Raw genomic sequence first — 24469 nt, 5'->3', positions numbered from 1 at the left:
GTTGTGGATTGAGGAGGAGATGATGAAAGGAAGCGCTTTTATTTTCTCAGCCGTCCTGGCTCTGTCGGCAATCGGACCGGCCATTCCGATTGCGGCCTTTGCCGCGGAAGACTTCGACGTGGCGGCGCTGCCGCATGACGAGGCATCGCTTTCCCGCCTCAATGACGAGCAACTGGGGTTGCTGCGCAAGTCGGTGCGGTTCTGCGGCGATTTTCGCCGTTCGCGGCATTCGCAGAATTTCTGCGTCACGTCCGGCGTCGATCTCGACGTTCGCCAGAATGGAAGCCCTGCGCTCAAGGCTTTTCACTGGAGCCTCAATCCGATGGACCGCTATGACGACCACCGCAGCATGGTTGCCGTCAGCAGGTTTGTGAAACATTAGCGGTGCCGCTCAGCTCATAAGCGCGCGATCATGCGGCGCGGTGAAGTCGATGATCGGTCCTAATGGAACGATGCCGGTCGGATTGATCGTCCGGTGGCTTGCGTAATAGTGATGCTTGATGTGATCGAGGTTCACTGTGTCTGCGATACCCGGCACCTGATAAAGCTCGCGCGTGTAGTTCCACAAGCTCGGATAGTCGGCGATGCGTCGCAGGTTGCATTTGAAGTGGCCGTGATAGACGGCATCGAACCGCACCAGCGTGGTGAAGAGACGCCAGTCGGCTTCCGTGAGGCGCTCGCCTGCGAGATAGCGCTGTGAGGCAAGGCGCGCTTCGACAGAATCCAGTTCGTCGAAAAGAGCCGTCACAGCGTCTTCATATGCGGCCTGCGTCGTTGCAAAGCCCGCCTTGTAGACGCCGTTGTTGATGCCGTCATAGACGACCTTGTTGATGCGGTCGATTTCGGGTCGTAGTTTTTCGGGGTAGAAATCGAGCGTCGCGTTCACGCCTTCGAGGCGGTTGAAGGCCGAGTTGAGCATGCGGATGATGTCGGCGGATTCGTTCGAGACGATTGTGCTGCGCGTCTTGTCCCAGAGTACGGGCACGGTGACGCGGCCCGTATAGTCGGGTTTTGCGAGACTGTAGATTTCGTGCAAGCGCGTCTTGCCGTTCACCGTATCGGGCAGCGTGCCCGGAAAATTGCCGGTGATCGTCCAGCCTTCTTCCAGCATCAGCGGATCGACAATCGTGATCGAGATTTTATCTTCCAGTCGCTTCAGCTTGCGGAAGATCAAGGTGCGATGCGCCCAGGGACAGGCGAGCGAGACATAGAGATGGTAGCGGCCTGCTTCGGCCTTGAAGCCTTCTTCGCCTGTCGGCCCGGCTGAACCGTCGGACGTTATCCAGTTGCGGAAGGCGGCATCCTGGCGGACGAAGCGCCCGCCAGTTTTGCCGGTGTCATACCATTTGTCCTGCCATTTGCCTTCGACGAGCAGTCCCATGATGTCTGTTCCTTATGCGTGAGGCGGCAGGTCGGCGAGCAGAATTTCCGCATCGCCCGCAGCCCGTATGACGAGACGCTCCTCGCCCTTGATTGCGGCGCCTGCACGCTCGGGCACGGCGACGCCGTTGACGGTGACGCTGCCCTTTGCAGGCACGAGATAGGCGAGGCGGCCGGGTGCGAGATCGAGCGTGACCTCCTGGCCGTCATCAAGCGTTGCGCCGAGGATCGACGCATCCTGCGCGATGTAGAGCGCTTCGGCCGGCGCATCGGGCTTTCCGCTTGCAAGCTGTACAAGCTGGTTCTTGCGGTCGGATTTCGGGAAGGTCGCTGCCTCCCAGCGCGGACGGATGCCCTTTTCGCGGGGTTCGATCCAGATCTGGAAAAGCGTTGTGTCATCCTTTTCGAGGTTCCATTCCTCGTGCTGGATGCCCGTGCCTGCCGACATGACCTGAACGTCGCCCGCGACCGTGCGGCCTTCATTGTTCAGGTGATCGCGATGTGTGACCGCGCCTTTGCGGACATAGGTGATGATTTCCATGTCGCGATGACCATGGGGCGGGAAGCCCGTGCCGCCCTGGATGCGGTCGTCATTCCAGACGCGCAAGGGACCCCAGCCCATGCGGGCCGGATCGTGATAGTCGGCGAAGGAGAAATGATGCTTTGCATTGAGCCAACCGTGATCGGCTCCGCCGAGACTTTCGAGAGGTCTGACGTCGATCATTTTATTCGCTCCTTTCAAGAATTCTCCCGGCCAGCGACACGGGGGGAGGGGAAGCCGCTGGCCGGGTACGGAGCGGATCAATCGCCCCGCGAAACCAGTTCAGTTCTTCAACTTTTTTGCGATGCGTGCGACATGCGCGCCCTGGAACTTCGCCATGCCGAGTTCCACTTCGCTCGGCTGGCGCGAACCGTCCGAGCCTGCGATCGTGCCGGCACCGTAGAACGAGCCGCCATGCACTTCCGAAATATCGCCGATGCCCGGTGCGCCGAAAGGCACGCCGACGATGACCATGCCCTGATGCAGCAGCGTTACATGCGTCGTCAGGATTGTAGACTCATTGCCAATGCCGGTGCCCGTCGAGGTGAAGACGCTGCCGACCTTGCCGATCAGCTTGCCGGTTGCCCAGAGCGCGCCGGTCTGGTCGAGGAAGTTGCGCATCTGGCCTGACATATTGCCGAAGCGGGTGGGCGTGCCGAAAATGATCGCATCATAATTGGCGAGTTCGTCAGGCGTCGCGACGGGCGCCTTCTGATCGACCTTCATATGGGCTTGCGCCATCATTTCCGCAGGCATGGTTTCCGGTACGCGCTTGATGTCGACATCAACGCCAGCTTCGGAGCGTGCGCCTTCGGCGACCGCTTCGGCCATCTTTTCAATATGGCCCCATGAGCTGTGATAGAGCACCAGAACGCGCGTATTGGCAGACATATAACCCTCCAGAAGAAAGCCCCGATGGGGCAAATCAATTTCGTGGATCAAATCTATTTGCTTCTCGTAGCGAAACAATTCATGTTTTTTGGAACAGATTGTTCTTGATGGAGCAACAAATGGTCCTTGATCTGAACGCCTTCGCCATCTACGCCAAGGTTGTCGAACTGGGGAGTTTCACGGCGGCGGCAGAAGCGCTGAAGCTGTCGAAATCCATGGTCAGCCGCCAGATTTCGGAGCTGGAAGACGCGCTTCATGTGCGGCTTCTGAACCGCACGACGCGCAAACTCAGCCTTACCGAAGCCGGGACGGTCGTTTTCGAGCGCGCCTCGCGCATCGTTGCGGAGGCGGCTGAAGCCGAGCGCGACGCCAATTGCATTGAAGGTGCGGTGCGCGGAAAGCTACGCGTCAATGCGCCGATGACGTTCGGCATTCGCGAGCTTGGGCCGGTCATGCCGAAGTTTCTCGCGCGCTATCCCGAACTCACCGTCGAGCTGGTGCTTAATGACCGGCGGGTCGATCTGCTCGAAGAAGGGTTTGATGTAAGCCTGCGCATATCGACGCTTGATGATTCAAGCCTCATTGCGCGGCAGCTTGCGCCTGTGCGTCGCGTGATTGTCGGCACGCCGGATTATTTCAAGGCGCATGGCGTTCCCAAACATCCTCGCGATCTCGCGCAGCATGCCTTCAACCTCTACTCGGTGGCGGCGCGGCCGGAGATCGTCGCGTTCCGCGAGCCGGGCGGCAAGTTCTTTCAGGTCGAGGTGAAGGGCGCCTTTCTGTCGAACAATGCCGATGTGATGGAGGGCGTTCTGATGGCCGGGCAGGCGCTCAGCGTCGCGCCGCTATTCCTGTGCGCCGACGCCTTGCGTAGCGGCGCGCTTGTCGCGGTGTTGGAAGAATGGGAGCCGGAGCCGCTGACGCTGCATGTAATCTATCCGCATACGCAGCATTTGTCGGCCAAGGTTCGGGCGTTTGTGGATTTCGCGGTGGAAGAGTTCGGCCCGGGCAAGGCACGCTGGCTCAATGGCGAGAACAAGGCGAAGGGCAAGAAGGCCGCGGGCAAATGAAAAGGCGCGAGCCCTTCGGCGTCGCGCCTTTTTCTGTCGTAGGTCTTTTTGTTTTTGACGACCCGCTGAGCGAACTTGCGGTCGCCCAGAGACCTTGCCGCCACATTGATCGGCCTGGGCGGCGCTTTCTTTCGAATTGCCATCGGAACCTCCTGACAAGCAAACGGCGGCACTTATATGGGTGCCGCCGTCTTGATGTCCAGTTCCTATATCCGACATGCCCCGATCAAGTCGGGGCATGAGGGATAAAATACAAACCTTACACAGGTTCCCAGGTGAAGACCGCCGAGGTCGCGCCGAGGTCGGTATAGCCGCCTTCCATCGCCGGGAAGGCGTGGGTGAGGATGGTTTCGGGCGTCCAGCCGTCGATGCGGGCGACGCTCTTGACCGGGCGGGGCTGGGAGAAGAGCACCAGCTCGTTGCCGCGCACGGCGAAGATCTGGCCGTTGGCGTTGCAACTCGGAGCGGCGAGCGCGACGGCGAAGTTGCCGACCTGTTCGGCGCGCATCGCATTCTTCATGCGCTCGACGCGCTTTGCCGAGGCTTCGTCCTTCACCGGAATGGTGGCGATCATGCGCGTCCAGGCGAAGGGCGCGATGATGTTGGAGCGCACGTTCTTTGCCGCGCCTTCCATGGCGATGATGCGCGACAGACCGGCAATGCCCATCTTGGCGGCGGCGTAGTTCGCCTGGCCGATATTGCCGATGAGACCGCTCGTCGAGGTGAAGAGGACGAAGCTGCCTTCCTGCTGCTCACGGAAGTGATTGATGGCGGCGCGGGTGATGTTGTAGCTGCCCTTCAGATGCACTTCGAGCACCTGGTCCCAGTCTTCGTCGGGCATCTTGTGGAACATGCCGTCGCGCAGGATGCCTGCCGGGCTGATGATCGAGTGGAGGCCGCCGAAAGTGTCGAGCGCCTGGGTGATCATGTTCTGCGCGCCGGACTTCAGGGCAACGCTGTCGGAGTTCGCAACCGCTTCGCCGCCTGCAGCCTTGATTTCGTCGACGGTCTTCTGGGCTGCCGAGGCATTGCCTTCGTCGCCGCCTTTGACGCTGCCGCCCAGATCGTTGACGACCACTTTGGCGCCCTGCGCCGCTGCGATCATCGCGCATTCCTTGCCGATGCCGCCTGCGGCACCCGTGACCAGCACTACCTTGCCTTCGAGAAGTCCCATGACCGTTCTCCCTGCTTCATGTTTGGATTTGAGGGCAAGCTAGCCGATGGGAGGCAGGGCTTTCCAGCCTTTTAACGATTGGCGCGCGGAGCTAGTGCTTTACGTTGGGTCGGGCGCATGCTATCGGGCTGGCGTTCGGTATGGATCTTTCGGAGCCCAGCAGGGTTTGGCCATGGCGTGTCTTTCGATTCAGCGACGACGAATGGGGTTCGAGGGCCGCGAGGCTCTCGGCCAGGCGCGCCGTTGCGCATGGGGTTTGCCCGGGGCCTGATGTGCTCCGTGTGGGCCTTGCGGCGGATGCCTCCCACCATTCAGGCTCATGATCTTCCGTCCGAAAGACGATCCCATGTTTGATATCGAACACCAACGGCCCGAACACGCGGCTGCCATCGACGCTCTTCTCGACCTTTCCTTCGGCCCTGGCCGCTACGCCAAGACCGCGCAACGGCTGCGTGAGGGCAATAGCGCCGTGCCCGAACTTTCCTATGTCGCCTTCATGGGCGAGGGCGCGGAGCGGCGGCTGATCGGTTCGCTCACCTTCTGGCCGGTGGTGATCGGCGGCGTGCCGGGCCTTATGCTCGGGCCGCTGGCGGTCGAGCCTGCGCTGCGGGGGCAGGGCGTCGGTATCAACATGATGCGGCGCGGTCTCGCCGACGCGAAGGAACTTGGTTACAAGCTCGTCATCCTCGTCGGCGATGAGCCTTACTATTCCAAGGTGGGTTTCGGTCCGGTGCCTCCGGGCCGGCTGACCATGCCGGGACCGGTCGATTTGAGGCGGCTGCTTTTTCGCGAGTTGGACCTCGGTGCTTTCGGCCATGCGCATGGTCCGATCACGAAGCCGCTGCCAGCGAACGATGTGAGCGTTCATGAAGCTCGGGCCGAACACGGTTAGTAATTTGTTACCGGATCGATCGTAAGGTTTCCGCTCTGTTAACCGAAGGCTTTCGGCAAAGGGCGGGCTATGGGCATATCTGTCGGCGATCTCATGATACTCGAGGGCATATTCAGGGACCCGGCCTTGAGGGCTCGCGAACAGATCAATGTCTTGTCATTGGCATATGCAGACGTGATCGTCAGCGACGCGGCCTATGATCGATTTTTTCCCGGTGTCGATTGGCGGTCGGTCTTGCGCGGTCGTGCGAACCGGGAAAAATTGCTCGCCATTCATGGCGGCAATCCGCAGCTCATATCGGTTGTTCCTACGCTCGATTCATTCTTCCGTCTTTACGGGAACGTGAAAGTCGATGTCATCGATTTTACGAAATATGAGGGCAGCGAAATCATTCACGATATGGGCGAGCCCATTCCATCGCAGCTCGCCGGAAAATACGACGTCGTCATCGATGGTGGCACGACGGAGCATGTTTTCGATATTGCTACCGCGCTGTTCAATTGCGCGAAGCTCGTCAGGGAAGGCGGGTTCATTTTCCACGACGTGCCGATGAACATGCTCAATCACGGCTTCTATAATTTGAACCCGACGCTGCTTCATGATTTTTATGAAGACAATGGTTTCAAGACGACGAGATGCACCGCGATGGGCTGCGGAATAACCGACAATCCGCAACTCGTCGATCTGCCGTCTGTAGACAGGTTCAATGTTGGCGGCGCGGAGGCGTGCATGCTTTATGTCGCGCGGAAAACGGAAGAGCGCGACCAGCTGGTGAAGCCCATTCAGCGCAAGTATCGCGACGTCGAAGCCTGGCGCTGATCTCAGACGAGGTCGAGCGTCATATAGGCCGCATCGGATTCGTATGAAGCGAGCTTTGCAGCGAGGGCTTCATCGCCATTTTCATAAATGCCGAACCCTTGCGCCTGCCAATAGGCGCGCGAGTTGTTGACCGAGACGAGGCCGAGGCGGCAGAAGCCTGTCTGCGCGGCGACGGCCTTCAGCCTGTCCAGAAGCGAGCGGCCGAGGCCGAGGCCGCGCGAGGCTTCGGTCAGCGCGACATCATGCAGGAACAGGCAGTCGGCTTGCGGGTCGAGTGCGCCAAGCACCGTATTGAGCGGTGCGGGCTTGCCGACGACGGATGGGTGCGAGATCGCATAGCCGAGGCGCGCCTCTTCGCCATCGGCTATGAAGCAGCCATCGGGAAAGAGCGCCAGCCGGTTCTGCATGACGGCGATGTCTTCGGGAAAGCCCGGATGGACGATGCGGCCGATCTGATCGACATGGCCAATGTCGTCATGCGTCATGAGACGCCAATCTGAAAGCAAGGTGGGCACGGGGCGTTGCTCGGCGTGAAATGGATGTGCCCGATGGCAGGCAAGGGCGCGCGAGGCAGGTTTTTACATCATGGCGCGGCGCTCGCCAGTGTCATGTCGTCGCGGGCGTCAGTTCTTCTCCATGGCCGCGACCAGCTTGGGGACGTTGTTTTCGAACATGGCGGGATAGGTGGGGGCGGGGCCGTTCGCCGTGGACAGAGCGTCCGAGTAAAGCTCGCCGCCCATTTCCGCGCCGGTTTCCGTCGAGATCATTTTCATCAGGCGCGGATCGGTCATGTTTTCAATGAAGAGCGCCTTGATGTGCTCGCGCTTGATCTGGTCGATCAGCGCAGCCAGCGCGCGGGCGCTTGGCTCGGCATCTGTGCTCAAGCCTTCGGGCGCGAAGAAGGTGACGCCATAGGCGGCGGCGAAATAGCCGAAGGCCTCATGGGTGGTGATGACCTTGCGCTTTTCTCCCGGCACAGCACTCATCTGTTGGCGCGTCCATGCGTCGAGCGCGGTCAGCCTGGCGATCAGCGCTTCGGCCTTTGCCTGAAAGAATGCCGCGTCGGCGGGATCGGCCTTTTTCAGTGCCGCCTCGATATTGCGCACATAGATGATGCCGTTGCGAAGGTCTTGCCAGGCATGGGGATCGGTGACGATCCTGCCGTCTTCATTCATCTGGCGCGGTGTGATGCCGAGGCTTGTAACGACGACGGGTGCCGGTGTGCCGGAGGCGACGATCAGTTTTTCCATCCAGCTTTCAAGGCCGAGGCCGTTCACGACGATGAGGTCCGCCATGTGCAGCGCTTTGGCGTGCGTGGGCGCGGGCTCGAATGTATGCGCGTCGCCATCGGGGCCGACGAGAACCTTGAGGGCGATCTTGTCGCCGCCGATCTCACGCACGATATCGCCGATGACGCTGAAACTTGCGACGACCTTCAGCGGCTTTGCGAAGGCCGGGCTTGCCAGCAGTGTGAAGGCAAGGGCGAGAGGGCCGATGATTTTTTTCATGGCAGTACTCTAGGGATGCGTATGGAAGTGCGCGCCGGGGAAATAGCGTGTGCGCAGGCTTCCGTGGCGTCCCAACAAAATGGAGGCGGCGTAAAATGCGCCAGCCGTCAGGATGATTGAGGGGCCGGAAGGCAGATCGAAATTGTAGGAGATGAGGAGCCCCGCCCAGCCGGAGACAAAGGCGATGGCGATGGAGAGGCCGGCAAGCGACCAGACCTCGACGGCCCAGAAGCGCGCGGCGGCAGCGGGCAGCATCATCAGTCCCACGGCCATCAGCGTGCCGAGCGCCTGAAATCCGGCGACGAGATTGATGACGACGAGGACGAGGAAAATGACGTGATAGAGCGAGCCGCGTCCCGCCACGGCGCGCAGGAAGCCGGGATCGAAACATTCCGCAACGAGCGGGCGATAAATCACGGCAAGCGTCACAAGCGTCAGCGTCGCTATGCCTGCGACGAGAAGAAGCGCCTGATCATCGACCGAGAGGATGCTGCCGAAAAGAACGTGCAGAAGATCGACATTGGAACCGCGCGTCGAGACGATGAGCACACCGGCGGCGAGGCTGATGAGATAGAAGCCTGCAAGGCTTGCGTCTTCGCGCAGCGCCGTGGCGCGGCTGATGATGCCTGCGAGCAGTGCGACGGTGAGGCCGACAATGAGGCCGCCGATCGACATGGCCCAAAGCGAAAGGCCCGCGATGAGGAAGCCTATGGCCGCGCCCGGCAGGATCGCGTGGCTCATCGCGTCGCCCATCAGGCTCATGCGGCGCAGGACGAGAAATGTGCCGATGGGGCCGGAGCCGAGCGCCAGCGCGAGACAGGCGATGAGCGCGCGGCGCATGAAGCCGTAATCGGCGAAAGGTGCGAAGAGGAGCTGGTAGATATCCATCACGCTGCGGCTCCATGAGAATGGGCCTGCGAATGAGATTGCGTCCATGCGTCGGACAGCGCGCGGGCGCGACGCAGCGCCTCGTCGGTCAGCACTTCTGCCGTCGGGCCCCAGGCGACCATTTCGCGGGCGATCAGCAAGGTCGTGGGAAAGTCGCGGCGCACTTCCGCCATGTCATGCAGCACGGCGATGACGGTGCGGCCGTCTTCATGCCAGTACCGCACCACCTCCATGAGATCGGCGGTCGTGCGCTCGTCGATGGCGGCGAAAGGCTCGTCGAGCAGGATGACGGATGCGTCCTGCACGAGGAGCCGCGCAAAGAGCACGCGCTGAAACTGCCCGGCGGAAAGATTGCCGATGGGCCGATCTGCGAAGTCCTGCAGGCCGACCTTGGCAAGCGCGTTTGCAACGCGACGCCAGCGCTCGCCGGTGACGGTTTTCCAGATGCCGATTTCGCGCCAAAGGCCCAGAGCCACAGTGTCGGCAACGGTGATCGGAAAGCTGCGGTCGATTTCCGCCTGTTGCGGCAGATAGGCAAGGTCGCTGCGGGCGAGGCCGCCGAGGTCGATATGGCCTTCGCTTGGCCGCATCAGACCGACAAGCGCCTTCAGCAATGTGGATTTGCCCGCGCCATTGGGACCGACGATTGCGGTGAGGCTGCCCGGCTTGAAATTTCCGCTGACATGATGGACGGCCGGCCGCCGGTCATAGGCGACGGTGAGGTCTTCGATGAGAATGGCTGCGGTTTGCGCGGCGCTCATGCGAGCGCCCAGAAAACGGCGAACCAGAGAACGACGATGCATGCCGCCGCGATGAGGAGGCGATGGGTCGCGCTCGCGCCCATGAATGTGAGGCTCTTCATCTTACGGCCTGCGAATGTGATATTATAACACTCGGGAACATACGCCACGGCTTTACGACAGGCAAGGCGGCGCATGAATGGCGGATCGGACCGTCAGCGGCCTTCGCGGCGCCAGGCGAGGGCCAGCGTGCCGAGGATCAGGATGAGGGCGAGGGGGCCGGAGAGCAGCGGCACCTGATGGACGGCGCGGACGAGATATTGCTCGTTGCGGCGCAGGCCGAGCCAGTCGTCGCCCGCCGCATCGTGAGCCGGGCGTACGGTGCGGATGTTCGGCGTATCGGCGGCGTCCTTGCCGACCCAGTAAATGCCGCCGCCCGTTTCGGTTGTAACGGGTTTCAGCAAGGCGTCCGTCGCGCGCACATCGGCGAATTCGCGCGGGTTGAGCGGCCCTGCCGCCGTGACGGCGTTGAGGTCGCCCTGTGTGACGCGATAGAGGCCGAGCTCGGTTGCGTTCATGCGTGCTTCGAAGCGGCCCGGCGCGGATTTTTCGAGCTTGAGTGTCGTGGTTTTCCCCGAAGGCGTCGTCACTTGCGCATCCGGCGTTTCGTCGGACATGGTGCGGCGCTTCACCGTGAGCGTCGTGCCGTCGATCGTGGCGGAGAGGTTTTCCTCTTCGAGATCGGGTTCCTTCATCAGCCAATGCGCGAGGCGGCGCAGAAGCTCGGCCTGCGGGCCGCCGCCTTCATAGCCGCGCGACCAGAGCCAGAGCTGATCCGACATGACCTGCGCAACGCGGCCCTTGCCTGCGCGGTCGAGCACGATGAGCGGTTTTCCGCCCGGCGCATCCATGATGACTTCGCCGCGATCGACCTTGCTGTCGATGACGCGGAACCAGCGGCCCCATTGTTCGGGCGATGTGTTGCCGCCCGGCAGGTCTGCCGTCACGGGATGTTTGTGGCCGGTCTCCGTCACATGGGGGCGGAAGCCGCCAAGCGTGATATCGCCAGTCGGTTGCGCGGGCAGAACGGCGGCAAGAGGCGTGCGATAGATCGAGAAGGGCGAGGCGAAAGCGGGGCCCGCCGCATTCAATACCGCGCCGCCATTTTCGACATACTCGGCAATGTTCGAAATATATTCGAGCGGCAGCACGCCTTGCCGCTTGTAGCGGTCAAAGATGATGAGGTTGAACTCGTTCAGCTTGTCGACAAAAAGTTCGCGCGTGGGAAAGGCGATCAGTGAAAGCTCGTTGATCGGCGTTCCGTCCTGCTTCTCAGGCGGGCGCAGAATCGTGAAGTGAACGAGGTCGACAGACGGATCGGCCTTCAGAAGATTGCGCCATGTGCGCTCGCCGGGATTTGGTTCGCCTGAGACGAGGAGCACGCGCAGCCGGTCGCGGATGCCGTTGGCGACAACGACGGCGCGATTGTTCAGAAGCGTCAGCTCGTCCGGTCCCGGCGCGACGTCTATCTCGATCACATTCGGGCCGCCATGCTTCAGCGAGAGCGAGACCTGCGTGTCTTCGCCGACCGCGACGTCGGTCTTCATCACTTCCTGACCGTCGATTGCAATCGTCACCGGCGCGATGACGCCAGTCGGCCCTTCGGTGCCCGTATCGTCGACGCGGAAGGCAAGCTTGACCGGCTCGTTGACGATGCCGAAGCGCGGCGCTTCAACGACAGTCAGGCGGCGGTCCTTTTCGTTCTTGCGACCGACAATGAGGCCATGCACAGGCGCGTCGAAGCCGAGAGACTTGGCGCTTTTCGGTACATCGTGGATTTCGCCATCGGTGATGATGATTGCGCCCGCAACGCGTTCGCGCGGTACGTCTGCAAGCGCCTGTTCGAGTGCCGAGAAAGCCCTCGTGCCTTCGCCGTTTTCGGTCGTGCCGCTCGCGCCGCCTTCAACCGTGACGATGCGGGTTTCGATGCCGGAGATGCCCTTGAGGCTTTTCTCTATATGCGCGAGGGCCGCTTGCGCTTCCTTCGGGCGATTGCCGATCTCCATGCTCTGACTTTTGTCGATGACGATTGCCGCGACATAGGGAATGGCCTGGCGGTCTTCCTGCCGCATGGTCGGATTGAGCAGGGCGACAAGCGTTACGGCGAGCGCTGCCGTGCGCCATGGCGCGCCGCGCGCGCCGCGCCATGCGGAATAGGCGATGACAGCCGCGCCGATGAGGCCGAGCACGACGATCAGCGCGAGCGGCAATGTCGGCTCGAAGACAATGTCCCAGGAGGCTGCGGCTGAGATGGCTGGTTGCATGCTGCGGCCCTAATTCCCCAGCCGCTCGAGCAGAGCGGGCACATGCACCTGATCGGCCTTGTAGTTGCCGGTGAGCGCGTACATGACGAGGTTGACGCCGAAACGAAAAGCCATCTCGCGCTGGATTTCGCCGCCGGGCTCGCAAGGAAACATGGGGCGGCCCTGCGCGTCGCGCGCCCATGCGGCGGCGTAATCGTTCGATCCGACGACAACGGCGGAGACGCCGTCATTGGAGCGCCCGCCTTGCGCGTCGGCGCCTGTGCCGGTGCTTTCGACCCAGACTTGCCCTCCTGCAAATCGGCCGGGAAACTCATGCAAGAGATAGAAGGATTTCGTCAGGACATGGTTGCCGGAGACAGGCTGAAGCGTCGGCAGATCGAGACGGCCCATCAGACGGCGGAGCGTTTCCGTGCCCGGTCCCGTTGCCGTGCCGAATGAACGATCCTGATCGCGCGTGTCGAACAGGATGGTGCCACCATTTTTCATATAGGTGTCGATGCGGGCGAGCGTTTCGGCGGAAAGATTTTCCTGCCCCGGCGTCATGGGCCAATAGAGCAGTGGAAAGAAAGCCAGCTCGTCGCGCGTCACGTCGACGCCCATCGGGTCGGCAGCCTCAAATGAGGTGCGCGAGCGCAGCACCTCTGCAAGGCCCGCAAGGCCCGCGCGGCTGATCTCATCGGTCGCCGCGTCGCCGGTGATGACATAGGCAAGATGCGTGTCGATCGATGCCTTGAGCGCGAAGGCATCGGCATTGCCGGCTGCGCGGGCGGGCGGCGCCTGTATCAGCGTCAGCGCGCCGAGCGTGAGGGCGATTGCGGGAAGAATATTAGCGCCGCGACGGCGGCGGATCGGCGTCGTATCGAAAAGCCCCGTCACATAAAGGGCGGCGATGCCGTCGGCGATGATGAGGGCGAGCGCCAGTGCCAGCGCCCAGGGACGCAAGCGTGTCTCCGCCGTCTCGGCGAAAGGATGCCGCGACGTGACGCCTGAAAGTGCGCCGAGCGGTTGCAGCTTGATGTCCGTTTTTGCCAGATTGAGCGCGCGCGGATTGTCGACAGGCCCGTAAAGCCCCGGCGGGTGGCGCGGGGTGATGGGCGTCTTGTCGAAGGTCGCGACGGATATGGGTGTTGCCGTCGCGGGCGGCGCGTTCAATTGGCCGTAGCCGTTCAGCGTGCGCACCGGCGAGAATGTCGCTTCGCTCGCGCTTGTCTCGCCCGTGCTTGCGGCGACGCCTTGCGACAGGCCGATCACGCGCCTCAGCATGTCAACGAAGAGGCCGGACAGCGGCAGGTTCGACCAGTCGCTATTTGCCGTCACGTGAAAGAGAACGAGGAGGCCCTTGCCGCGCGTTGCGGCGGTGACAAGCGGCGTGCCGTCCTGAAGGCGCGCCCATGTGTGGCTGCCAAGTTCGAGCGTCGGTTCGGCCAGCACCTGCCGTGAAACGGCGACGTCGCCGGGCACATCGAGGCCGTCAAACGGACTGCCCGCATCGAAGGGTGCGAGATGCTGCGGGTTCGTCCAGGAGAGTGCGCCGCCAAGCGCACGGCCACCTGTGCGCAGCGGCACGGGCATTGTTTCGTCGTCTGACAGCGTTTTTTCCTGCGCGGCTAGTTTCGGTCCGGCGAAACGCAGCAATACGCCGCCCTTGCCGACCCATTCGGCAATCGCTTCGCGGTCCACGCCCGTCAGATTGCCGACATCGGCGAGGACGAGAACGGAGAGGGGCGACGAGAGGAGGTTGCCGATCTCGCTCTGGCCTTTGCGGTCGCGCGATGCTGTGCGGATTTCGGCGTAAGGGCCTATGGCGCGCTGAAGATAATAGAGGTCGGAGAGCAGGGGCTGCGCTTCTTCGCTTTGCGCGCCGGAAACGAGCCCCACCGTGCGGCGGCGCCAGCGTTCATCGATCAGCGTCGTCGCGGCTGCCGATGTTTCATCGGCTATGTTGAGCCGGGTGATGCGGTTTCTGAGTTCGAGCGGCAGGTCGAAGCGGGCTTCGGCTTTCTCCGCGCCGCTCGCAAAGGCGAAGGGCGCTTCGCCGAGAATTCCGCCATCGATACCCAGTGCATGAACGCTGCCTGTTTGTGCGGCGCTGTCTGCGGCGCGCACAACGGTTGCAACAAAGGCCTCGCCTTCGGATGCGGGCGGCAGAAGCGCCAGCGCGCGCTGATCGATGCGCGGTTCAACGACTTCGAGGCTTGCGGAGCCTGCAAGCTTCGACAGGCCCGCGGAAAATTCAGCTACCCGGCCATAATCGAAACCGTCGCTCAGCCAGATCACCTGTATGGATTTCGGCAGTGCCTTTGCCGCCTGAAGCCGCGTGAGCAGGGCGGTGCGGTCGGGCGCGATCGGTTGCGGTTGCAAAGCGCGGGCGCGGGCTGCCGCATCATCGGCGGATTCAAAATCGAGATCGGGCGCCGTGGCGGTGGGCGCTGTGCCGACGACCAGTACGGGGCGATTGTTGCGCCGCGCGCCTGCAATCAGTGCATCCATTGCATTTGCGCGGTCGCGCCAATGGGTGGCGGCGGCCCAGCCATTATCGGTGACTATGAGCAGCGGGCCGGAACCTGCAACGGTCGGCGCGGGGTTCCACAAGGGATCGGCGAGCGCCAGCACGATCAGCGCGGCGAGCACCGAGCGCAGGATTAAAAGCCAGAGTGGCGTATGGGCTGGCGTTTCTTCTTCGCGGGCAAGGCCGACAAGCAAGCGGATCGCGGGGAAGCGGACGCGCTTTGGAAGCGGCGGGCTGATCTGCAGCAGCCACCAGATGGCGGGCAGCACGGCGAGGCCGAGAAGCATCCAGGGCGTTGCGAAAGCGAGGGGGCCAAGCTGGAGCACGGATCAGGCTCCCGAACGCGGCTTGCGCGCGTCGATCTCGCCGGACAATGCGCCGTAAAGCGCCAGCAGCGCCGTATGCGGCGCGCGGTCGGTCCGATGCGTGGCGAAGGTGAAGTTGATGCGTTGCGCCGCTTCCATGATGTGGTCGCGGTGGAGGGCGAGGCGCGCATGATAGGCTTTGCGCAGGCGTTCCGCACGGCCGATCATCAGGCGCAGATCTTCCTCGACGCCGACAAATTCCGTGCGGCCCGTAAAGGGCAGATCTTCTTCCGCCGGATCGAGCACCTGAATGAGATGGCCGCGAATGCCTTCTGCCGCATAGCCCTTGATGCGGGCGACGATGTCTTCCGCGGGCGAGAGAAAATCGCTTATCAGCACGACCTGCGCATAACGCGGCAGATGTTCGGGCGGCGGCAGGCTTTCAAGCCCCGTCGCGGTTGCGCTTGTTGTCGGTGTGTCGAGCAGCAGATGGGCCATGCGGCGATGCGCGGCGCGGCCATTGGTCGGCGGCATGCCACCGCCCAGCGCCGCAACGCTTTCACCGCCCTGAATGAGCAGCGATGTCAGCGCCAGAGCGAGAACGGTTGCGCGGTCTTTCTTGGTCAGGGGCGCGAATTCGGAGGCGTAGTCCATCGACGCAGACCCGTCGCGCCATATCCATACGCTTTCGGCGGCCTCCACTTCAGCTTCGCGCACGAAGAGGTGGCGCGAGCGTGCCGAATGTCGCCAGTCGACCGAGGCGGCAGTGTCGCCCTCACGGAAGCGGCGGAACTGCCAGAAGCTTTCGCCCATGCCCGTGCGGCGGCGGCCATGCACGCCTTGCGCAACGGTATTGGCAATGCGCTCCGCCTCTGCAACCAGAGGCGGCAAGGCTTCCGCCAGCGTATCGGCCTGTTCACGCAGGCCTGTCGCTGTCGGGGTCGCGGCAAGCGAGAAGGGAAGCCGCATGGCTCTGTCGTTCAGATGATGTTGCGGCAGAGGCGGTCGATGACGCCGCTTACCGTGACGCCTTCGGCACGTGCCGAGAAATTGAGCGCCATGCGGTGGCGAAGCACCGGCGCGGCAAGCGCCTTCACGTCTTCGACCGAGGGCGAGAAGCGCCCGTCCATCAGCGCGCGGGCGCGGACTGCCAACATCAGCGCCTGACTGGCGCGCGGCCCGGGGCCCCAGGCAACATGGCGTTCGACTTCCTCGGAAGCGCCTTCCTCGGGCCGGGCGGAGCGGACGAGTTCAAGGATCGCATTGACGACCTTTTCACCCACCGGCACGCGGCGGACAAGGCGCTGGGCGGCGCGCAGATCTTCAGCCGTCATGGCCGGGCGGACCTTCACTTCTTCGCTGCCCGTTGTCGCCAGCAGCATGCGCCGCTCGGCTTCGAGATCGGGGTAGTTGACGTCGATCTGCGTCAGAAAACGGTCGAGCTGGGCTTCGGGGAGCGGATAGGTGCCCTCCTGCTCCAGCGGGTTCTGCGTGGCCAGCACGTGAAAGGGGGCGGGCAATTCGTAGCGGACGCCCGCCACGGTGACCTGTTTTTCCTGCATGGCCTGGAGCAGCGCGGACTGGGTGCGCGGGGAGGCGCGGTTGATTTCGTCGGCCATCAGCAACTGGCAGAAAACGGGACCCTTGAGGAAGCGGAAGCTGCGCGAGCCGCGCTCGCTTTCCTCCAGCACTTCCGAGCCCAGAATGTCAGCAGGCATCAGGTCCGGCGTGAACTGGACGCGCTTGTCGTCCAGTCCCAGCACGGCGCCCATTGTGTGTACCAGCAAGGTCTTGGCGAGGCCTGGCACGCCGACAAGCAGTGCGTGGCCGCCCGCAAGGACGGTCACAAGCGTCTGATCGATCACCTGTTCCTGCCCGTAAATGACTTCACTAATGGCGGCTCGTGCCTCGGCGATCTTGGCGACCGAAGCTTCGATTTCCTGAACGGCGTCGCCGTTCGCTTCACTGAGTGTCTGCATTGACCTAAGTATAGGATGTGCCGTCGCGAATGCGATAGGCGCGCGTGTCCAACAATCCACCTTATATTGGCACCATTGGCCGATGGCTCGGTGGCGATATTATGTCCGCTCAAGCGGTAAAGCATCAGGGAAGCGTCGATAGATGGCCTCGCCGACACAAAAACAGCCTGCCGGAGCAAAAAGCGCAGAGACAGCCGGTTTGCTCTCCGCCGCCGAGAGCGAAGGCAAGAAGGCGCGCGGCTTGCCGCCCGTGCACTTGTGGAATCCCGAGTTCTGCGGCGATCTCGACATGCGAATCGCCCGCGACGGCACCTGGTTCTATATGGGCACGCCGATCGGGCGGGAAAGGCTCGTTCGCCTCTTCTCGACGATCCTCCGGCATGACGAGGACGGCAAATATTATCTGGTGACGCCGGTCGAGAAGGTCGGGATCAAGGTCGAGGATGCGCCCTTTCTCGCGGTCGCCATGACGGTGAAGGGCGAGGGCACGGCCCAGCAACTCACTTTCACCACCAGCGTCGGCGACAGCACCGTGGCGGGGCCGGATCATCCGATTCGCTTTGTGGTCGACGAGGCGACCGGCGAGCCTTCTCCATATGTTCATGTCAGGGCGCGGCTTGAGGCGTTGATCAACCGCGCCGTCTTTTACGATCTCGTCGAGCTTGGGACGGAAGAGATGCATGAGGGGCGCAAGTGGTTCGGCGTCTGGTCGGGCGGCGTTTTCTATCCCTTCATGCCTGCTGAGGAGATGGCCTTTTAGGCCCACCTGCGTATGGAAAACTACCGCGATCTCATTCTTGCCCGTGTGGACAGGCACGCCCCGTCTCGCGAGGCCCTGCTCACTGCGGACGCGCCAAAGGGCGATGGCGATCTCGCGCCACTCGAATGGGCGGACCGCGAAGACCGGCCGACCCTGCGCGCTGCCGCCGTGCTTGTGCCCGTCGTCGAGCATTTGGCGGGGCCGAGCGTCTTGCTGACGCGCCGTTCCGACAATCTGGGCAATCACGCAGGCCAGGTCGCCTTTCCGGGCGGCAAAATCGAGCCGGGGGAGACCGTGTCGGAAGCGGCGCTGCGCGAGGCGGATGAGGAAGTCGGCCTCAAATCCAGCTTTATCGAGGTTGCGGGCTTTCTCGATGCCTATGAGACGGGAACGGGCTTTCGCATCATGCCGGTGGTGGGCTTCGTCAAACCGGGCTTCACGCTTCAGATTTACGACGGCGAGGTTGCCGAGGTTTTCGAGGTGCCGCTGTCCTTCCTGATGGACCCGAGGAACCATGAGCGTCACAAGGCCACATGGCGTGGGAAAGAGCGCGAATATTACGCCATGCCATATAATGGGCATTATATCTGGGGTGCGACGGCGGGCATGTTGAAGAACATGTATGACCGGATTTTCGCCGGACAGGACTTCGAGGGAGTGAGACGATGAGTGCGGAAAAAGAACTGGCACGGGCAGAATGGCTGAGCCATGCGGACACCCGCATGGTGATGGACACATTGGGCGTCGGCGCTCGTTTCGTCGGCGGCGCAGTGCGCAACGAACTCATGGGCGAGCCGGTCAGCGATGTCGATATCGCAACCGCCGATACGCCGGAGCGTGTCACGGAGCTTCTGACCGCCAAAGGCATCAAGGTCGTCCCCACGGGGATCGATCATGGCACCGTGATGGCGGTGACGCCTTCGCGTCATTTCGAGATCACGACCTTGCGCGTCGACGTCAAGACCGATGGCCGTCGCGCCGATGTCGCCTTCACCGGCGATTGGGTGGAAGACGCAAAGCGTCGCGACTTCACGATCAACGCACTTTATGCCGATGCCGACGGCACGGTTCACGATCCGCTGGGGACGGGTCGCGAGGATATTGCGGCGCGGCGTGTACGCTTCATCGGCGATGCGAATGCGCGGATCGCGGAAGATTATCTGCGCGTGCTGCGCTTCTTTCGTTTTCATGCCTGGTATGGCAAGGGCGAACCGGATGCGGATAGCCTCAAGGCTTGTGCCGATGCGCGCGAGGGCTTGCGGCAATTGTCCGGCGAGCGCGTGCGCGACGAGCTTTTGAAAATCGCCGCTGCGGACAATGCAGGCGCGGCATTCCGCCAGATGGCGGCGGCAGGCATCCTGCCGATCGTGCTGCCTGAGGCCTCGCGTCTCGATCGTTTCGAAAAGCTTGTTGGCATCGAGGCGAACCAGCTATTCACCAGCGATGCGCTGCTCCGCCTCGCTTCGACACTCGATCTCGATGCGGCGGGCGTTGCGGCCCTTGCAGCGCGGCTCAGGCTTTCCAACCGCGACCGTGATCGTGTGGAGGCCATGCTGACCGACAAGACGAAGATCGTCGCCTATCTGTCGATCAAGGAAGTGCGCAAGGCGCTTTATCTGATTGGCGTCCAGACGTTCAAGGATCGCGTGATGCTCGGCTGGGCGGAAGATCGTCCGGGGCACAACACGTTTCAGTGGCGCGCGATGCTTGCCATGGCCGATAGCTGGGTGAAGCCCGATTTCATGCTGACCGGCCAGATGATCAAACAGGCAGGCGTGCCCGAAGGCCCTGAAATCGGTCGCGTTCAGCGCGAGGTCGAGGAATGGTGGGTCGACGCCGATTTCACCGACGACGAATTCTCGATCATCGAGCGGTTGAAGGCAGTGGTGCAGGCGACGGTCTATTGATCGTCGCTGCCAAAGCGGGGGGCTTTGATGCGACGTTTGGTTCTGGCGACATGTGTCGCTGTAGGGTTTTCGTTGCCTGCTTGTGCAGCCAGTCCCGGTCCGGCAAAAAACGCGACGGCGTTTTATAGGCTCTATATCGATATGAAGCCGAGCGGCGTACCCGACGCCGCGCAGCGCGCCAAATTCGCGCCGCTGTTGTCGGCAGGCCTTTCCAGTTTGCTCGCCGATGCGGCAGCGGCTGAAGAGGCGCATACGAAAAAGACCAATAATGAGGAGCCGCCTTTTGTCGAGGGCGATCTCTTCTCGTCGCTCTTTGAGGGGCCGACTTCCTTCAAGCTCGGCCAGTGCACGGTGGAGGCAGATCGGGCCTATTGCGATGTCGATCTCGTTTACCGTGAAGAAGGCGGTGCCAAACCGACGACATGGACCGACAAGGTGGCGCTTGTGCGCAGCGTCAAGGGCTGGCTCGTCGACGATATCGCATTCGGCGGCACATGGGACTTCGGCCAGCACGGCATGTTGCGCGGCACGCTGCGGCAGGTGGTCGAAGACGGGAAGAACTGAGACGATGCCGTCTGAACTTGCCGTCTATTTGCTTACAGTCAATGCCGTCGCCTATGGCGCTTTCGCATGGGACAAGCGATGCGCCGAGCGCGATCTTCGGCGCATCCCGGAAAAGACGCTGTTGACGATCGCGGCAATCGGCGGCGCATTCGGTTCGATCCTCGCCCAACAACGCCTGCGCCACAAGACGCGCAAGGAGCCTTTCCGTACACAGCTCAATGTTATCGCCATGGTCGAGGTAGGCGCCCTGGTCGCATGGAGCCTGTTGGGTTGAGCTATCGGCGCTCGAGCGTCTGCTTGATGAAGCCTGCGCCGAGTTCCATTTGCTCATCGATGTAGCTGCCGATTTCGTTCGGCAGCACATCCGCAATCCAGACGAAGCGGCTGCGTTCCGCATCCTCCGCAAAAACTTGTACTGAAGCGCTGTGCTGGGTGATGCGTTCGTTTGCGGCGACCGCATAGACGAGGCGGCGGCGCGCATCGTCCTTTGTCACCAGCAATTCGCGCGCCGTGCTGCCGTTTGAGAAGGTGACGATGCGGGCGGCGGCGCCCGGCTCAAGTCGCGTATCGGTGACGAAGCCGGTTGCAAGGCGGGTATGCAATGCGCCGAAATCTGCAAGCGCCGCCCATACGTCGTCCGGCTTCGCATCGATCACGATTTCCTTGTGGATCGAAGCCATCAGAGGCACACCGCTTCGACATTGTTGCCGTCAGGGTCGATGAGAAAGGCGGCGTAATAGGTCGGGCCGTAATCAGCGCGGGGGCCCGGCGCGCCATTGTCTTTTCCTCCCGCCTTGAGGCCGTCCTTATGGAAACGGTCGACGGCGGCGTGATCCTCGGCGCGGAAAGCGATATGCGCGCCGCCCTTTGCCTTGTCGTTTCGGTGAAGCCAGAAGCCCGGCTCGCCTTTGGGGCCGAAGCCCGCATAGGTTTCGTCGCCGGGATGAAGAACATGGCCGAGGCCCGCCAGCGCGGCTTTATAGAAGCGCGTGCTTGCCTCGAGGTCTTTCACTTTCACTCCGATATGGTCGTACATGTGAACCTCCGTTTGGGTTGGAGATCATCTTACGAAAGGGGGCGTCAGCCTCTCTTGGAGAATCTTGCGGTCGCCTTTGGCGGCTTGCCGAAAGGCGCGTGGTGAGACGCCTGCCGCGCGGTGAAACGTGCGGACGAAATTGGACAGATCGCCGAAGCCCACATCGAAAGCGATGTCGGTGATGGGGCGGGTATCCTGCCCAAGCAGTCGCGCAGCGTGGCGCAGGCGCGAGCGTACGAGATATTGATGCGGCGTCACGCCGAGCACATTGGAAAAGAGTCGCAGGAAATGGAAGGGGCTCAAGCCCGCTTCCTTCGCAGCGCTATCGAGATCAATCTCCGTGTCGGAATGTGCATCCATCCACATTGCCGCTTCGACCGCGCGGCGGCGGTCGCGTGCAGGTGCGCTCTGGGTGCGGCGCTTGTGGCCGGTGGCGATATTGACGAAGCGCGAGGCGAATATCAGCCCGATTTCATCGAGGCCGATATCGTTGCGGCCTTCGGCGGCGCCCTGCGCGAGCTCGCCGATCACCATCAACTCGGGCAGGGGCGGGAGACCGCCCAGGCGCCAGATATCGGCCTTGTCATCGATGGTTTCGACGATCTCCGGTGTCATGTGAAAGGCGAGGCACTCATCGCCGCAGATGTGGTGATCGTGAGTGCACATAAACTCGTCGCCCGGATGGCCGACCAGCACCGAGCCTGCAACCAGTTCATGGGTTTGCCCGCGCAGGCTGTAGCCGAAGGTGCCCTTGCGCACATAGGAGATCGAGTGATCTCCATGCAGTTCGGTATAAGGCTTCTCGTCCGGCGCGGTGGCGCAACGGTAGTCGATCACGCAGATCGAGCCTTGCTGCAATGTTATCGTGGCGACCATGCAGGGAAGTTTAGGCCCGACGGAAAAATCCGGCAATCGAGTCCGTTTGTGGCGAGTCCGTTTATGGCCACTTCACCTCGGGCGGCATGGACGAGAGGATCGAATCCACGTTGCCGCCTGTCTTCAGACCGAAGGTCGTGCCGCGGTCGTAGAGCAGGTTGAACTCGACATAACGCCCACGGCGGATCAGTTGTTCGTCGCGCTCTTGCGCCGTCCAGCTTTCGTTCATGTGGCGGCGGACGAGTTGGGGGTAGATGTCGAGGAAGGCGAGGCCGACATCCTGCGTGAAGGCGAAATCCTTCTCCCAGTCGCCGCTGTCGTGGTGGTCGTAAAAAATGCCGCCCGTGCCGCGCGGTTCCTTGCGATGCGGCAGGTAGAAATACTCGTCGCACCATTTCTTGAAACGCGGATAGTAGTCGGCGTCATGGGCGTCGCAGGCGCGCTTCATCGAAGCGTGAAAGTCGAGCGTGTCGGGATGGTCGTCGCGACGCTGCACGTCGAGCACGGGCGTCAGGTCGCCGCCGCCGCCGAACCAGGCTTTCGTCGTCATGACATGGCGTGTGTTCATGTGAACGGCAGGCACGCGCGGGTTCTGCATATGGGCGATCAGCGAGATGCCGGAAGCCCAGAAGCGGGGGTCTTCTTCCGCGCCCTGCATCTGCTTGCGGAAGTCTTCGGAAAACTCGCCGTGAACGGTCGAGATATGGACGCCGACTTTTTCGAAGACACGGCCATGCATGATCGACATTTCGCCGCCGCCCTGGTCCGAGGTGCCGTCGCCGCGTGTCCAGAGCTTGCGTTCGAAGCGGCCCGGTGCACGGTCGGAGAGGGTGCCGGCGAGTTCATCCTCGATTTTCTCGAATTCGGCGCAGATACGGTCGCGAAGTTCGCGGAACCAGGCCGCCGCGCGCGCTTTACGTGTCTCGGTGAGGTTTACAGTCGCCGTCGCCATTGCCGTCATCCTTCAGTCTCCCGCTTGAGCCGGGGCGCTTTTACGCGGCCCGAAGCCCTCTGTCTGCCTCAGTGCTTCGCCCAACACCATCGCGGCGGCAATCGCCACGTTGAGGGACCGGGCAGGGGGCTGCATCGGAATGGTGACGCGTGCGTCAACCGCCGCATGGACCTGCTCTGGCACCCCTGCCGTCTCCCGCCCGACGAGAAGCGTGTCGCCGGGCTGGAAAGCGAAGCTCGTATAAGGTTCGGCGGTTTTGGTCGTCAGGAGAACGAGGCGGCGCGCCGCAGGGCAACCGGTCGCACCGTATGAACGGACATAGTCGTCCCAGGAGGCGTGACGGGTCAGCTCGGCAAGTTCCCAATAGTCGAGCCCCGCGCGCTTCAACGCGCGGTCGCCCCAAGGGAAACCGGCAGGTTCTATGATATCCACAGGCACGCCGAGGCATGCACCCAGGCGGATCAATGTGCCTGTGTTCTGCGGGATGTCGGGTTCGTAGAGCGCAAGGCGCATCGGTCTCCTTCCCATCGCGAACGACTCGCGAAAAGCCAAGGGAAGCCGCCATTCGGTTGTGCGGCGATGCGTCATCCTGCCACAACCAACGATCCCCTAGACAAGCAGTTGATTGGATGCCACAAAACCTCGCACATGGGGCGAAAGCGGGGGATTCGTCTCCGCGCCATGCGTAGCTTTCGTCCGGTCTAACAGGTTTGCGCCACGTCGTCTTGATGCCCATTGAGAGCGACCTCGGGGGCTCCGCCAAGGAAGGCGGGCGGCGGTCGGCCTAATTCATACGAGGAGAGCCCAACCGTGGCAGAAATCCACGCGGTCGAGCCGACACGGCGCGATTTCCTTTATGTAGCAACTGGAGCGTTTGCGGCCGTTGGCGCCGCTGCCGCTGTCTGGCCGCTGATCGACCAGATGAACCCGGACGCTTCCGTTCTGGCTCTTGCCTCGATCGAACTCGATATCGGGGCCGTTCCCGTCGGCCAGGAAATCACCGTGAAGTGGCGCGGCAAGCCCGTCTTCGTCCGCCATCGCTCGGAAGCGGAAATCAAGGCGGCAGAAGACGTCAATCTTGCAGATCTCAAGGATCCGCAGACCGACGACGCACGACTCAAGGCTGGCCCCGACGGCAAGCTTGAAAAAGAGTGGCTCATCCTGATCGGCATCTGCACGCATCTAGGTTGCGTGCCGCTCGCCTACAAGGGCGAGTATGACGGCTATTTCTGCCCCTGCCATGGTTCGGTCTACGATACGTCCGGCCGCATCCGGAAGGGCCCGGCGCCGCTCAATCTTGAGGTGCCGCCCTACAAGTTCGTTTCCGCTACCAAGATCCAGATCGGCTGAGAGG

The 24469-nt window shown here is 62.3% G+C and carries 27 protein-coding genes; 10 read left to right on the top strand and 17 right to left on the bottom strand.

What is annotated here, in order from left to right:
• The first annotated feature begins 19 nt into the window (after window positions 1–19).
• Window positions 20–382 (top strand): hypothetical protein, encoded by a 363-nt coding sequence (locus WA943_RS04085; RefSeq protein ID WP_424468571.1) that lies wholly within the window; start codon window positions 20–22, stop codon window positions 380–382.
• A 9-nt stretch (window positions 383–391) separates the two neighbouring features.
• Here the strand turns inward: WA943_RS04085 and WA943_RS04080 are convergent, their stop codons facing one another.
• From WA943_RS04080 to wrbA, 3 genes are all read right to left on the bottom strand, one after another.
• Window positions 392–1381: a glutathione S-transferase family protein gene (locus WA943_RS04080; protein WP_424468570.1), complete on the bottom strand. Its 990-nt coding sequence runs from the start codon at window positions 1379–1381 to the stop codon at window positions 392–394.
• A 12-nt stretch (window positions 1382–1393) separates the two neighbouring features.
• Entirely contained in the window at window positions 1394–2104 is a 711-nt protein-coding gene (locus tag WA943_RS04075) for a pirin family protein (protein ID WP_424468569.1), read from the bottom strand.
• A 99-nt stretch (window positions 2105–2203) separates the two neighbouring features.
• A complete protein-coding gene (wrbA, locus tag WA943_RS04070; RefSeq protein ID WP_424468568.1) occupies window positions 2204–2812 on the bottom strand; it encodes an NAD(P)H:quinone oxidoreductase in 609 nt (202 codons plus the stop codon).
• A gap of 119 nt (window positions 2813–2931) precedes the next feature.
• Here wrbA and WA943_RS04065 point away from each other — a divergent pair, with 119 nt between their 5' ends.
• On the top strand, window positions 2932–3882 hold the full coding sequence (locus WA943_RS04065) for a LysR family transcriptional regulator (protein WP_424468567.1): 951 nt from the start codon (window positions 2932–2934) through the stop codon (window positions 3880–3882).
• A gap of 259 nt (window positions 3883–4141) precedes the next feature.
• Here the strand turns inward: WA943_RS04065 and WA943_RS04060 are convergent, their stop codons facing one another.
• Window positions 4142–5056 (bottom strand): SDR family NAD(P)-dependent oxidoreductase, encoded by a 915-nt coding sequence (locus WA943_RS04060; protein ID WP_424468566.1) that lies wholly within the window; start codon window positions 5054–5056, stop codon window positions 4142–4144.
• Window positions 5057–5402: 346 nt separating this feature from the next.
• Here WA943_RS04060 and WA943_RS04055 point away from each other — a divergent pair, with 346 nt between their 5' ends.
• Together WA943_RS04055 and WA943_RS04050 are read left to right on the top strand one after the other, a co-directional pair.
• Window positions 5403–5948 carry a GNAT family N-acetyltransferase gene (locus tag WA943_RS04055; RefSeq protein ID WP_424468565.1) on the top strand — a complete coding sequence of 182 codons (546 nt, stop codon included), beginning with the start codon at window positions 5403–5405 and terminating at the stop codon, window positions 5946–5948.
• Between the two features lie 126 nt (window positions 5949–6074).
• Complete coding sequence (locus WA943_RS04050; RefSeq protein WP_424468564.1) at window positions 6075–6767, top strand: hypothetical protein; 693 nt, start codon at window positions 6075–6077, stop codon at window positions 6765–6767.
• Window positions 6768–6769: 2 nt separating this feature from the next.
• Here the strand turns inward: WA943_RS04050 and WA943_RS04045 are convergent, their stop codons facing one another.
• The 8 genes from WA943_RS04045 to WA943_RS04010 all read right to left on the bottom strand — a co-directional run bounded on the left by WA943_RS04045 (window position 6770) and on the right by WA943_RS04010 (window position 17020).
• Entirely contained in the window at window positions 6770–7252 is a 483-nt protein-coding gene (locus tag WA943_RS04045) for a GNAT family N-acetyltransferase (protein ID WP_424468563.1), read from the bottom strand.
• Window positions 7253–7390: 138 nt separating this feature from the next.
• On the bottom strand, window positions 7391–8275 hold the full coding sequence (locus tag WA943_RS04040; protein WP_424468562.1) for a metal ABC transporter substrate-binding protein: 885 nt from the start codon (window positions 8273–8275) through the stop codon (window positions 7391–7393).
• A 9-nt stretch (window positions 8276–8284) separates the two neighbouring features.
• Entirely contained in the window at window positions 8285–9163 is an 879-nt protein-coding gene (locus WA943_RS04035) for a metal ABC transporter permease (RefSeq protein ID WP_424468561.1), read from the bottom strand.
• On the bottom strand, window positions 9163–9924 hold the full coding sequence (aztA, locus tag WA943_RS04030; RefSeq protein WP_424468560.1) for a zinc ABC transporter ATP-binding protein AztA: 762 nt from the start codon (window positions 9922–9924) through the stop codon (window positions 9163–9165). The genes WA943_RS04035 and aztA overlap by 1 nt, the downstream gene beginning before the upstream one ends.
• Window positions 9925–10118: 194 nt before the next feature.
• A complete protein-coding gene (locus WA943_RS04025; RefSeq protein ID WP_424468559.1) occupies window positions 10119–12227 on the bottom strand; it encodes a hypothetical protein in 2109 nt (702 codons plus the stop codon).
• A gap of 9 nt (window positions 12228–12236) precedes the next feature.
• On the bottom strand, window positions 12237–15062 hold the full coding sequence (locus WA943_RS04020; protein WP_424468558.1) for a DUF4159 domain-containing protein: 2826 nt from the start codon (window positions 15060–15062) through the stop codon (window positions 12237–12239).
• A gap of 3 nt (window positions 15063–15065) precedes the next feature.
• On the bottom strand, window positions 15066–16010 hold the full coding sequence (locus WA943_RS04015) for a DUF58 domain-containing protein (protein ID WP_424468557.1): 945 nt from the start codon (window positions 16008–16010) through the stop codon (window positions 15066–15068).
• 11 nt (window positions 16011–16021) lie between these two features.
• A complete protein-coding gene (locus WA943_RS04010; RefSeq protein WP_424468556.1) occupies window positions 16022–17020 on the bottom strand; it encodes an AAA family ATPase in 999 nt (332 codons plus the stop codon).
• A gap of 142 nt (window positions 17021–17162) precedes the next feature.
• Between WA943_RS04010 and WA943_RS04005 the strand changes: the two genes are divergently transcribed.
• The 5 genes from WA943_RS04005 (at window position 17163) to WA943_RS03985 (ending at window position 20525) form a co-directional block, all read left to right on the top strand.
• On the top strand, window positions 17163–17780 hold the full coding sequence (locus WA943_RS04005; RefSeq protein ID WP_424468555.1) for a DUF1285 domain-containing protein: 618 nt from the start codon (window positions 17163–17165) through the stop codon (window positions 17778–17780).
• A 12-nt stretch (window positions 17781–17792) separates the two neighbouring features.
• Window positions 17793–18449 (top strand): CoA pyrophosphatase, encoded by a 657-nt coding sequence (locus WA943_RS04000; protein WP_424468554.1) that lies wholly within the window; start codon window positions 17793–17795, stop codon window positions 18447–18449.
• Entirely contained in the window at window positions 18446–19687 is a 1242-nt protein-coding gene (locus WA943_RS03995) for a CCA tRNA nucleotidyltransferase (protein WP_424468553.1), read from the top strand. Before WA943_RS04000 ends, WA943_RS03995 begins: the two co-directional genes overlap by 4 nt.
• Window positions 19688–19828: 141 nt before the next feature.
• On the top strand, window positions 19829–20251 hold the full coding sequence (locus tag WA943_RS03990; protein ID WP_424468552.1) for a hypothetical protein: 423 nt from the start codon (window positions 19829–19831) through the stop codon (window positions 20249–20251).
• Between the two features lie 4 nt (window positions 20252–20255).
• Window positions 20256–20525, top strand: coding sequence for a DUF1294 domain-containing protein (locus WA943_RS03985; protein ID WP_424468551.1), 270 nt, complete (start codon window positions 20256–20258; stop codon window positions 20523–20525).
• 1 nt (window position 20526) lies between these two features.
• On the opposite strand, the gene WA943_RS03980 is transcribed toward WA943_RS03985, so the two are convergent.
• From WA943_RS03980 to WA943_RS03960, 5 genes are all read right to left on the bottom strand, one after another.
• Window positions 20527–20931 (bottom strand): SRPBCC family protein, encoded by a 405-nt coding sequence (locus WA943_RS03980; RefSeq protein ID WP_424468550.1) that lies wholly within the window; start codon window positions 20929–20931, stop codon window positions 20527–20529.
• Window positions 20931–21287: a VOC family protein gene (locus WA943_RS03975; protein WP_424468549.1), complete on the bottom strand. Its 357-nt coding sequence runs from the start codon at window positions 21285–21287 to the stop codon at window positions 20931–20933. The genes WA943_RS03980 and WA943_RS03975 overlap by 1 nt, the downstream gene beginning before the upstream one ends.
• 24 nt (window positions 21288–21311) lie before the next feature.
• Window positions 21312–22163 (bottom strand): helix-turn-helix domain-containing protein, encoded by an 852-nt coding sequence (locus tag WA943_RS03970; RefSeq protein ID WP_424468548.1) that lies wholly within the window; start codon window positions 22161–22163, stop codon window positions 21312–21314.
• Between the two features lie 61 nt (window positions 22164–22224).
• Complete coding sequence (gene hemF, locus WA943_RS03965; protein ID WP_424468547.1) at window positions 22225–23115, bottom strand: oxygen-dependent coproporphyrinogen oxidase; 891 nt, start codon at window positions 23113–23115, stop codon at window positions 22225–22227.
• A gap of 12 nt (window positions 23116–23127) precedes the next feature.
• A complete protein-coding gene (locus WA943_RS03960; RefSeq protein WP_424468546.1) occupies window positions 23128–23628 on the bottom strand; it encodes a tRNA (cytidine(34)-2'-O)-methyltransferase in 501 nt (166 codons plus the stop codon).
• A gap of 297 nt (window positions 23629–23925) precedes the next feature.
• Between WA943_RS03960 and petA the strand changes: the two genes are divergently transcribed.
• Window positions 23926–24465, top strand: coding sequence for a ubiquinol-cytochrome c reductase iron-sulfur subunit (gene petA, locus WA943_RS03955; RefSeq protein WP_424468545.1), 540 nt, complete (start codon window positions 23926–23928; stop codon window positions 24463–24465).
• Window positions 24466–24469: the final 4 nt, after the last annotated feature.

It is taken from the genome of Parvibaculum sp. (genome assembly GCF_049651025.1).
GTDB lineage: Bacteria > Pseudomonadota > Alphaproteobacteria > Parvibaculales > Parvibaculaceae > Parvibaculum.
Note: the sequence above shows the minus strand (reverse complement) of the source record. Positions and strands in the feature narration are given on the sequence as shown.